6 protein-coding genes are annotated in these 10,362 nt (G+C 52.2%); 4 read left to right on the top strand and 2 right to left on the bottom strand.

All coding sequences use genetic code 11. The features are described 5' to 3' along the window. Positions 1-2: 2 nt before the first annotated feature. Together KIH39_RS06670 and KIH39_RS06665 are read right to left on the bottom strand one after the other, a co-directional pair. Positions 3-1,355, bottom strand: a complete 1,353-nt coding sequence (locus KIH39_RS06670; protein WP_213498502.1) for a TolC family protein — start codon at positions 1,353-1,355, stop codon at positions 3-5. A gap of 309 nt (positions 1,356-1,664) precedes the next feature. Next, positions 1,665-3,227, bottom strand: coding sequence for a rhomboid family intramembrane serine protease (locus KIH39_RS06665; protein WP_213498501.1), 1,563 nt, complete (start codon positions 3,225-3,227; stop codon positions 1,665-1,667). A 226-nt stretch (positions 3,228-3,453) separates the two neighbouring features. Between KIH39_RS06665 and KIH39_RS06660 the strand changes: the two genes are divergently transcribed. From KIH39_RS06660 to KIH39_RS06645, 4 genes are all read left to right on the top strand, one after another. After that, positions 3,454-5,820 carry a DUF1588 domain-containing protein gene (locus tag KIH39_RS06660; RefSeq protein ID WP_213498500.1) on the top strand — a complete coding sequence of 789 codons (2,367 nt, stop codon included), beginning with the start codon at positions 3,454-3,456 and terminating at the stop codon, positions 5,818-5,820. A 12-nt stretch (positions 5,821-5,832) separates the two neighbouring features. After that, entirely contained in the window at positions 5,833-7,125 is a 1,293-nt protein-coding gene (locus KIH39_RS06655) for a DUF1501 domain-containing protein (protein WP_213498499.1), read from the top strand. Next, positions 7,122-8,891: a glycoside hydrolase family 16 protein gene (locus tag KIH39_RS06650; RefSeq protein ID WP_213498498.1), complete on the top strand. Its 1,770-nt coding sequence runs from the start codon at positions 7,122-7,124 to the stop codon at positions 8,889-8,891. Before KIH39_RS06655 ends, KIH39_RS06650 begins: the two co-directional genes overlap by 4 nt. 188 nt (positions 8,892-9,079) lie before the next feature. Beyond that, positions 9,080-10,327: a glycosyltransferase family 87 protein gene (locus tag KIH39_RS06645; RefSeq protein ID WP_213498497.1), complete on the top strand. Its 1,248-nt coding sequence runs from the start codon at positions 9,080-9,082 to the stop codon at positions 10,325-10,327. Positions 10,328-10,362: the final 35 nt, after the last annotated feature.

Below are 10,362 nucleotides of genomic sequence, written 5' to 3'. Positions count from 1 at the left end.
GATTAGGGTTTCTTTTCTTCAGGCTTTTTGGGTTCCACGAGCGGTTCGCCGGTGGCAGCTGCTACGTCTATCAGAGACTGTCGAACCGACCAAAGAGCATCGAGATAGTTGTCTCGGGCTCTGAGCAATTTTCGCCGGACGTCGATGACTTTCAAAACATCGACACCCGGTTCACCAGCCTGAAACAACTTCTCGATATCCTGCACCGCCTGCCCGAGGGTGGGCAATCCTCTTTTTTCAATCTGTTCCAATCGTTTTTGGGCGGCTGCCAAACGAGCGAGAGAAGCAATAACTTCCTGCTTAACGGTGAATTCCGCCTGACGCAACAACTGCGCGGCCTGAGCTTGCTCCGCCTGGCTCTGCAGGATCTCCCCCTTTTTGGAGTTCGCAAAAGGCAGCGGCACATTAAGCTGTAATCCGATCGAAAATGCCCGAGACGGGTCGTACGTCATGACTGGTCCGACGATGGGGTTGCCGTACCGATTGGCGATGGTCAATTTCGTATTGGCTGTTGCTTCCGCCACGGCCATTTGGCGAGCTTTTAAATCGGCACGCCGGTTCAAAGCGGTTTCCTGCAAGCCCTCCGAAGCCGATTCCCAGTTCCAAGCCTGACTGTCCAGACGGCCTTCCAGTTGAAACACACCGTCGACGCTTCCCAGAACCCGATTCAAATCCTGCCGAGCCGCCACCATGGTTTCCCGGCCCGCACCGACTAAATCCTGGGTATCCACCACTTCGGTCTGGGCAAGAATCAGATCCGCGGATCGCAATTTGCCGAGCCCAACCAAGCGGCGAACATCTTCGACCAACCGCTCATTGATGCGAAGGTTTTCCTCGAGAAGTTTCAGTTTTTCCTGGCGATAGAGGGCTAAGGTATACGCCCGCAAGACATCGATTGCCAGAGTTTGTTCAAAATAGGCAATTTCCCATTCGGTGCGGGAAAGTGTGGCGTTAGCGCCCTCTTTGCGAAATTGTTTCTGGTTTCGCGTTTCAACCTCCCAAAGCAGTAATTGCTCAATGGGAAGATTATTGCTCACGCCGGCGGATTCCGGGCCTGAGGCGCCCTGTATGCGGTTTTCGGCCACTGGATTGAAAGGGTATTGTTCCGCAATGACTACCCGAGCTACCGCAATCCCGCGCTGTTTCCGCTGAGATGCGAGGGCGGGATTGTTCTCTAAAGCAAAGTGCAACGCATCCTGAAGTTTCAGGACTGGTGTTGGGGCCGGTGCCGGCTTGAGAGCTTCTGGTGCCGGGAGTGTGGCAGGCGGTTGGGCCTGTAGCGAAGACCAATTGAACGAAATCGCTGTCAAAGTGACTGCTGCAAGTCGTTTCAGATTTCGGGTGAGCAAAAGCATGTTGGTGAACTCACCATTCCTCGCCGATTTCGGGAACTAGACAGGCGTGTCGGTAATATCGACCATTCAGGTCAACACGCTACAGTTTTTTGGACCTTCGTAACAGCAACGATAGTGGGCGATTTTATTAAATAGAGTGTCTTTCTGAGCCTTGGATCTGAAATCTATTTCGTACGGGAAGACTCTCTAAAACAATCCTTTTCAGGCCTTTATTTTGACTTCATCAAATCCTTATCCAGACGTGGAGAAATCCCGGGTTATATCCGAAATTTGATTAAAGTTTTGGGGCGATCCTGTTTCCCATGAGAACTAATTTCCCTTTTTGAAGAAGTCCTTCTGTTTTTCCAGGAGGCTTTCCGCCAGTTTCTGCTCCTCTGTGGCCTTTCTCATGAGTTCTGCATTCTGGGTTCTGACCGCCTCGGCCGTGTGCCGCCAGGATCTATCCCTTGCCTCCATGAACTCTTGAAATACCGGGGCAACCTCCCGAAAACTCGCGGGACTGAACTTGGGGTCAGGGAAGCGAGTAACCAACTCGTGAAAAGGTTTCGAGACCAGCCTCTCAAACTCATCGGCCATTTCCGACGGGGGTGTTTTCTGAGTCCCCCATTTCCCCAGTAGAGAGTTGTATTCTTCGAGGATCTTGGCCTCTTTCGGACCATACTCTTCAAGAGCCTGGAGGTACTGGTAAACTTCTTTGGGGATTCGAGGAAGGAACGCCACGGCGAGAACAATCGCCACGACACCTATAACGATAGCGCTGTAAAATCGCGATTGGGATCGGTTCGTCCGCGCTGCATCCTGCGGGCCCAGCCAGAATCCCAACAGAAAACCCACGGCCAGTCCGCCCAGGTGGGCATAATTGTCGATACCCGGAACGCCGAAGCCTATCAGTAGGTTCAGTGCAATCAGGCGCAGGCTATTCTTTCGCTCCGCCAGATAAATGGGCCACGGCATCGAATCTTTGTTCAGTAGCACGTGGGCAAAAATGGAACCCGCTATGCCAAAGATGCATCCCGAAGCTCCCGCCGAGACGATCTCCGGTTGCATCAAGAGACTGAAAATCGAACCGAACAGACCGGAAACAAAGTAGAGAAACAAGAAGCGTGCCGAGCCATAGATTCGTTCCGCGGTTGTCCCCAGAATCTGAAGTGTGATGGCGTTGCAAAGTAAATGTAGGACTCCCAGGTGTATGAACAGATTGGTGATTAAGCGGAAATAGTCTCCGTTGGTGGTCAGAGGACCGTAATTGGCTCCAGCATCGATAAGCTGTTGGGTCTCCTGATGAAACGGGGAAATTCCTTTCAGACACATCCCGAGGAAGACGAAAACGATTGCAGCGATTAGCCCAAAAGTCGCTAGGGGTATCGGCTTGCGACGAATCATCTCCCGATGATAACTTTCAATTTGCTCGGCCGGGGAACGAAAAGGAGGGGGTGCGATGGGCAGGAGTGCTCGAAGTTCATCTATTTGCTCGAGGGTCAAACCGGCAAGCGTGCAATGGGTACCGTATTGGGATTCACTATTTCGCAGCTGCTCGATTTCGGACGCTTCTGCCTGCACGAATTCGAGATTCAGAAATCGGAGGCGCAGTCCGCCGCCGTCGTAGAAATTCGCCTGCACATTGGAGGCATTGGTCTCCCAGTTCGAGAGCCCGCGCGAGATCAATTTGCCTTCCTGCACAAGGACTTTTTGCGGATAAATCAAGTTTTTCGCACTGTAGTAAAGGGCATAAATCCAGAGCAGAATTAACAGTCCGCTATCCAGGCCGCCACCATTCGGTGTGGAATACTTCGAATAGAGCAGTAGCAGGCTCGCCGCCGCTAAGGCAAGCATTTTGGTCTTGCGGTAGGGAGGGGTGAAAGTTTTTGGCATAGTCTCGGCAGGTACGGAATTCAAAACAAGCCCTCAATTTATTCAATGTCCAAGCGGCGCTATTCAGAGGCCAAAGGCCGCGATCTGGGTTCGAAGCCCCTGGTTCTCATAGCGACATTCCAACGACCGAATGGAAACTTCTTAGTTCAAAATGCTATATTTAAGCCATTTGTTATCTGCTATACTACGCACATTGCACCCGCCGAAATCTTTTTAGAGTTGATGCATGAACTCTCCTTTTTTATTTCCTGGGCGAAGCACTTCCCAAAAAGCTTCGAATCGGTTCAGAACGGCATACCTGATTCTCATCCCATTAATGCTTTTGGTTATTCTCGCCTCCCATGCATTCTCCACCGGACCAGCCACGCCAGCGAAGGCCGAAAAGTCGTTAGCTAAAAAGTCGCTCGAAAAACTCTTCGAGGAAGACGTCTGGGCCAAAGTCGCGGAGCGCACTTGTTTGAAGTGCCATCAAACGGGAGGCGACGCCGCGGCATCCGATTTACTGCTCTCCCCGCTGAGCAACAATTTTGAAAAAGCCCAGTCGGATCTTGCGAATAACTATGAAGCCCTGGCGGAAATCGCCCGCTCTCAGAAAGGCGACCCATCGCGGATTCTCCTCAAAGCGACCGGCGGCTTGGACCATGGCGGCGGACGGGTCGTCAAACCCGATTCGACGGCTTATCAGATTCTCCAGGAGTTTGTGTCTCGAGTCGGCACGGGAAGCAAAACCTTCGATAAAAAGGCCTTGAACAAGCCTTTGCCCCCCTTCTTCGAAGGTATTTCCCTGCTATCCCCTCCCAGATTGCTTCGGAGAGTAACGCTTTCACTGGCCGGTCGATTACCTACGGATGCAGAAATCGCGGAAGCGGAAAAAGGGGGGATGGCCAGCCTGGATTTCCTGCTCACGCGAATCATGAAGGAAAATGCGTTTTACGAACGGTTGAAAGAAGGCTTCAACGATATCTTTCTGACGATTGGTATTGAGGATAACGCGGAAACTTTACTATCCTATGAACACTTCGAGAAAACGCGCGGTTGGCCGGACAAGTACGACTTCAGCAAACTGCCCGAAAAAGATCGGCAGAAAGCCGGTTGGGCCATGTTCGATGTCTACCGAAAGGCACTGTTGCAAGAACCGCTGGAACTGATCTCTTATATTGTCCGAAACGAACGGCCCTTTTCCGAACTGGCAACCGCGGATTACATTATGGTTTCGCCCTATACGGCCCGTGGCTATGGGATCTTCGAGAAGATCAAAACTGAGTTCAAGAACCCCGATGATCCCTTTGAATACATTCCGGCGAAATTAAGCGCTCTCAAAGACCGCTCGGGTAAAGTTCAGGAATCGCCGACGGGCCTCTATCCGCACGCCGGTCTGCTTAGCATGTTCCATTATTTACGCCGCTATCCCACCACGGAAACGAATCGAAATCGGCTCCGCGCCCGAATGGTTTATCAGCATTTTCTGGGTGTGGACATCATGCAACTGGCCCCCCGGGTTGGCGATGCGGCAGCCATTTCGGTCAAATACAAAATTCCGACCATGCAGGCGGCGGAGTGCGTTGTCTGTCACAAGACTATCGATCCGGTCGCCGGAATCTTCCAGGACTTCAACAACGAAGGCAGCTTGGGGCCACGCAAAGACGGCTGGTACAAGGATATGTTTGCATCCGGATTCGAGGGAGAAGATCTTCCCAAGGATCAGCGCTGGCGATCGATTCAATGGCTGGCGCAAAGAGTCGTTCAGGATCCGCGTTTTCCGATAGCGATGATCGAACACGTTTATTTCATAATGTTCGGCCGCAAGGTTTTGCAGGCCCCGGAAGATATTGACGATCCAATGTTTGCCTCCCATCGGCGAGCCTATCGCGCTCAGCGACAAATAATTCAGGAAATCGCCGCCCAGTTCAAAGCCTCTCAGTTCAACCTGAAGGTGGCTTTCAAAGCCATTATTTTGAACGAATTCTATCGCGTGGACGGCGCTTCGGTTGCGAGCGCCGACCCGGCCCGACGGGCGGAACTCGACGATTCGGGGGTTGTCCGACTGCTTTCGCCGGAGCAACTCGATCGCAAACTCAAAGCCATCTTCGGGAAATCCTGGGGCCGACTCGATGGCGATTTCAAGATCCTTTATGGGGGCATCAACTCTCTCAGCGTCACCGAACGTAACGGCGATCCGAGTGGGGCCATGGGATCTATTCAACGGCTGATGGCAAATGATATCTCCTGTGCCAATGTGGGCCGGGATTTTCATCTCCCGGCCGAGAAGCGAATTCTCTTCGCGAAAATCGAGCATACTGTAGTGCCAGGCAAGCCAGAGAACGATCAGAAAATCCGGGCGGAGATGGTCTTTCTCTGCCAGAAACTGTTAGGAAGGGATTTCGCTCCGAATCATCCGGAGATCGATCGGATGTTCGCACTGTTCCAGGGGATTCTGATCGATTCGAAAGCGCAAAAATATGTGGCGCCGCGCGAAACCTATTTTTGCGGAGGACGGGAAGACTTCCACGTTGACGATCCGAACTATACCATCCGGGCGTGGCGTGCCGTAGTTACCTATCTGCTTCGCCAGCACGACTTTTTGTACGAATAAGCGAGAAGAGCAATGTCACGCCGAAATTTCTTGAAGTTGTGCGGAATGGCCGGGCTGGGATTCGCTGCGCCGATTGGCTGGGATTTTCGCTCGAAATTGAAAGCGAATTCTCCGGAAGATCCGGGCTATGGGGGTCCCTACTACGTCGTGTTCAATGCCTCCGGAGGCTGGGACACGACTTATCTGATGGATCCGAAGGGCGTGGAAGGGGTCAACCGACTCTACAAGACCGGAGAGATCGTCACCGTCGGGAACCATCGCTTTGCCCCGAACGCGAAGCAAGTCAAACAGGGTATCAGCAACGAAGAATTCTTCAAAAAATATGGCTCGGAATTAAGAGTCCTCAACGGCCTCGATTACTCGGTCAATAACCATTCGCCCTGCGAACGCTACATGGCCACCGGCAAGCTCGATAGCCTGGCCTATCCCACTTTCGCCGCTCTGGTCGCTGCCTGCAAAGGGGGAAATCTCCCGATTGCGTTTCTGACTTTTGGAAATTACTCGGCCACCGGCAATCTGGTTCCGATGTCGCGCGTGCCATATCTGCAATCCTTGAACATCCTCTCCAAGGCCGATTCCGTCGAAGGAAACCTCGCCAGTCCCTATCACGATGCCTTCGCGCAGGATCGCATCGAGAAAGCTCTCGAACAGCAGTTTCAATCGCGAGTTTCCGACCAGCGGTTACCTCGGGTTGAACGATCGCAAAGCATGCTTTATTCCGCTCAAGTCAATTCCAAAGCCTTGCAGCGAGTGATTCCGTACATTCCCAAGGAAATGGCCAAAGAACGTCTGGCTCAGCAAGCCGACATAGCGCTCGCCGGTTTCAAGGCGGGAGTATGCGTTTCCGCCAATCTTTCGATCGGCCAATTCGACAGTCACGTCAACAATGACCCCGACCAGATGAAGCTAATTCCTGAGTTTCTGGGTGGAATTCAATACTTGCTGAAAAAAGCCGAAGAGCTCAAAATTCGGGAGAAACTCGTCGTGATCATCCAAAGTGAAATGGGTCGCACGCCGAACTACAACAACAGCAACGGGAAAGATCACTGGTCTATTGGCTCTATCATGTTCCTGGGCCAGGGCATCGCCGGGAACCGAGTAATCGGTGCTACCGATGAGAAGTTGCAATTGGTGCCAGTCAACCCGAAGACGTTGTCGCTCGACAAAGTAAAAGGAATTCGCGTTCGCCCGGAACACATACACCTGGCACTGCGGGAACATGCAGGCATTCAGGATCATGCCTTCAGTAAGCAATTTCCTCTGGGAATTGAGACCAAGGATCCACTACAGGACTTCTGGAAATGAAATGGTATTTTTTAAGTGCAACTGGCGGGTTCCTTGCACTAGGCCTGTTCTTGTTCGGCGCCCCGAAAAGCTTCGCCCAACCGCCGGGCCTGTACCATCCGATTGTCCTCCAGGACTTTGAAAAAGCTCCCGCCCCAAAAGCGTGGGTGGTAAACATTCCGGAAGAGAATGCCAAAGTCTCACTTTCTGCGGATCATCCCAAAGAGGGGAAGCAGTGCCTGAAACTGAGTTATCGGTTTCTGGACAAAGGGGGAATCGAGTATTTAGGCATTCCGAACCCCATTCGAGTTAATGCACCGATTCACAAGGTCAAGTATTGGATTTTCGGTGATAATTCGAAGTGTGGTTACGCACTTCAAGTGGCGGATGCGCATGGCGAAACTCATCAGTTTGGTAAGGCGGCGGGGCAGGGCGGGGTGATCGATTTTCAGGGCTGGAAACTCGTCGAATTCGATCTCGATAAAAAGCACGAAACCTGGGGCGGCGACAACAACGGCAAAATGGATTATCCGCTGACTTCGTTCGTGATTATCATCGGTCAGCCGGAAGAGAACGGAAAGGGCAAAGCGGCGTCAGGCGATCTCTATTTCGATTCTTTAACCGTGGATTCCGAAGGCACCCGCGATGAAACATTGGGCGGAAAAATCTCCGTTCTTTCTCCCGAGTACTGCTCCGAAATTCGCGGGACCGTGCGGGTAAAAGTCACCGGACCCAGCTTCTCTCAACTCACCGCCAAATGCTGGAAGCAAGGGAGTAGATTCGGCACCGATGCAACGGTTGCGACGATCGAACTCGACAACCAAAAACAGGGGTCTTTCGAATTCACAGCGGATCAATTCCCGCATGGCCCGCTCACTCTCCGCATCAGTGGCCAGAATAAATATGCCCAGGACAACTGCTATCTGCAACTTTACAATCGGGGGGGAATTTCCTGGAACGAAGGAATTCCCAAGGAAGCCCCTCCCGCGGCCAAGGATATGAAGCTGATTTTCGCAGACGATTTCACTGGCCCGCTGTCGATTTCCAGCAAAGATCCCCAGGCCACCTACTACTCCCACAAGCCACCGCACGGCTGGCAGGACTTTAGCCAGCATGTCTTCTCCGATTTCGAATCCAATAAGAACCCATTTCATCAGGTGGATACTTATCTGCGAATTCGTGCCAGCGATAAGACTAAAAGTTCGGGATTGATTTCCTCCCTGAAAAACGATGGCAGCGGCATCAAAGTGAAAGCTCCCTGCTACTTCGAATGTCGATTTCTGGGGCCCAATTCCATCGGCACCTGGCCCGGTTTTTGGCTGATGACCGATTACATGACGGGCTACGATAAACTGAAAGATAAAACGCCGTGCGACGAACTGGACATCATCGAAGCGTACGGAGGGGAAGGACCGGGCTCGCCGAATGCCAAGGACGCCTTTATGATCACACCGCACTGCTGGAATCAGGGAGAAGCGGGCAAAAGTCTGGAAACCAAGGCCGAGAAAACGTTAAAAAATCCCGCGAGAATGCACAAGTTCGGCATTCCTTCCACCTGGTACGAGAGCTTCCACGTTTACGGCTGCAAAGTCACCGAAACCGAAACAATTTACTACTGCGATAACATCGAACTGGGACGGCACGCTACCTTGCCGCTCTCGAAGAAGGAACCGCTCTTTTTCATGGTGAATCTGGCTACCGGCGGCGGCTGGCCGGTCGATCTGTCGCGTTATAACGGTTTGGCGGATATGTACATCGATTACATCCGGGTCTACGCCGGACCTTAAATGGTTCTAGTGCGTCTTTGTAAAGCTGGGGATGGTGAAACCGTCAGGACGGGAACTATCCCCAAATTGATTCCATTTCAGGTGAATTCGTTCACTTCAGCAAAATTTTTCATCATTCCCTTCCTCAGTGGATGACCGATATTCTCACTACTATTTATGTATAGGTAGGTTATTACCGATAGAAAAGGATGACTAATTTGGAAGGGATTCGTGCGCTCTTTATCGGCAGGACTCGCTTCGAACGGCTGGTGATCTTCCTTTGGGTGCTGGGCCTGAGCGTTATAATCGTTCGTCTTGCAGTGCTTAAACCCGGTAGCCGGACGTTGTTTCCGATCTACCGCGATGCCGGTATAAACTGGGTGGAGGGTGTGAATCTCTATCCGGAAGAGGTCAAAGGGCCCAGTTACGCCCTTTACCGATATAGTCCAATTGTGGCGGCCAGCTTTGCCCCCTTCTCGATTCTTCCTTCCAAAGTTGGCGATGCGATTTGGCGATTCATAAATGCAGGTGTGCTGATTTTCGGTATGCTTTACGTCCTTCAAAGCATTTCTCGCTCTCCGATCACTCGAGCCGTCTGCTTCGCCATGATGGCGATCATGTTTCCGACCGCATTACCTCATCTGAGCAATGGCCAGTGTAACGCGCTGGTTATAGGTCTGGTTCTGATCGCGTTCGGAGCTTCGAGTCGGCAACGCTGGAATCTGAGTGCTTTCTGTTTAACCGTGGCTACGTTACTGAAGCTCTATCCCATTGCGGCGGCCTTGTTATTAATCGCAATTCACCCGAGGCAGTTGGGGCTCCGGTTTGCTCTGGCCATGGCTCTGGGAGCAGCCGCACCATTCGTTCTGCAAAATTTTGATTATGTCCTCCATCAATATCAGCTCTGGGCGAAGTACGCCGTGTCGGAGGATCGTTCGAAATGGGGAGTGGAAAGTGCGAATGTCGATTTTCAAATGCTGGTTAATGTCTGGATTAGGCCGATATCTCAAGAAGCTTACCGACTTATCGAAGTGGCGGTTGGAGGCCTGATGGGTTTGATCGTGATGGGCGGCCGCATTCGCGGGGTCGATCCGATTCGCTTATGCTGTCTGGCTCTCGGATTCGCCAGCGTCTGGATGACAGTTTTTGGCCCTGCCACGGAATCGCCCACTTATCTGATTCTTATGCCCTGCGTGGCTTGGGGAATTATTTCCACTCGAGTTGAGCCGGTAAATTGGCTGGCTAAGGGGTGTTTTATTCTCGCCTTCGGCATGCTGCTCGGGCTGCAGATCAGTGGAGCCTACGGGCCGCTTTTCAGCGCTCTGAGACTCGCGGCCGTGCAACCGATGGCCGGTTTGATCTTCACCTTCGGGCTGATGGTGCAGTTTTTCAGTCAGAAACGGCAAACTCAGCCCATTTTCGGAACTCTGGAGACACTCCCTCGCCTGGCGGCCTGAACTGAAACTGCTCGGATCGATTTTCGTCCAATCGA

The organism is Telmatocola sphagniphila, assembly GCF_018398935.1.
GTDB lineage: Bacteria > Planctomycetota > Planctomycetia > Gemmatales > Gemmataceae > Telmatocola > Telmatocola sphagniphila.
This window is presented reverse-complemented; position numbering and strand designations above follow the sequence as displayed.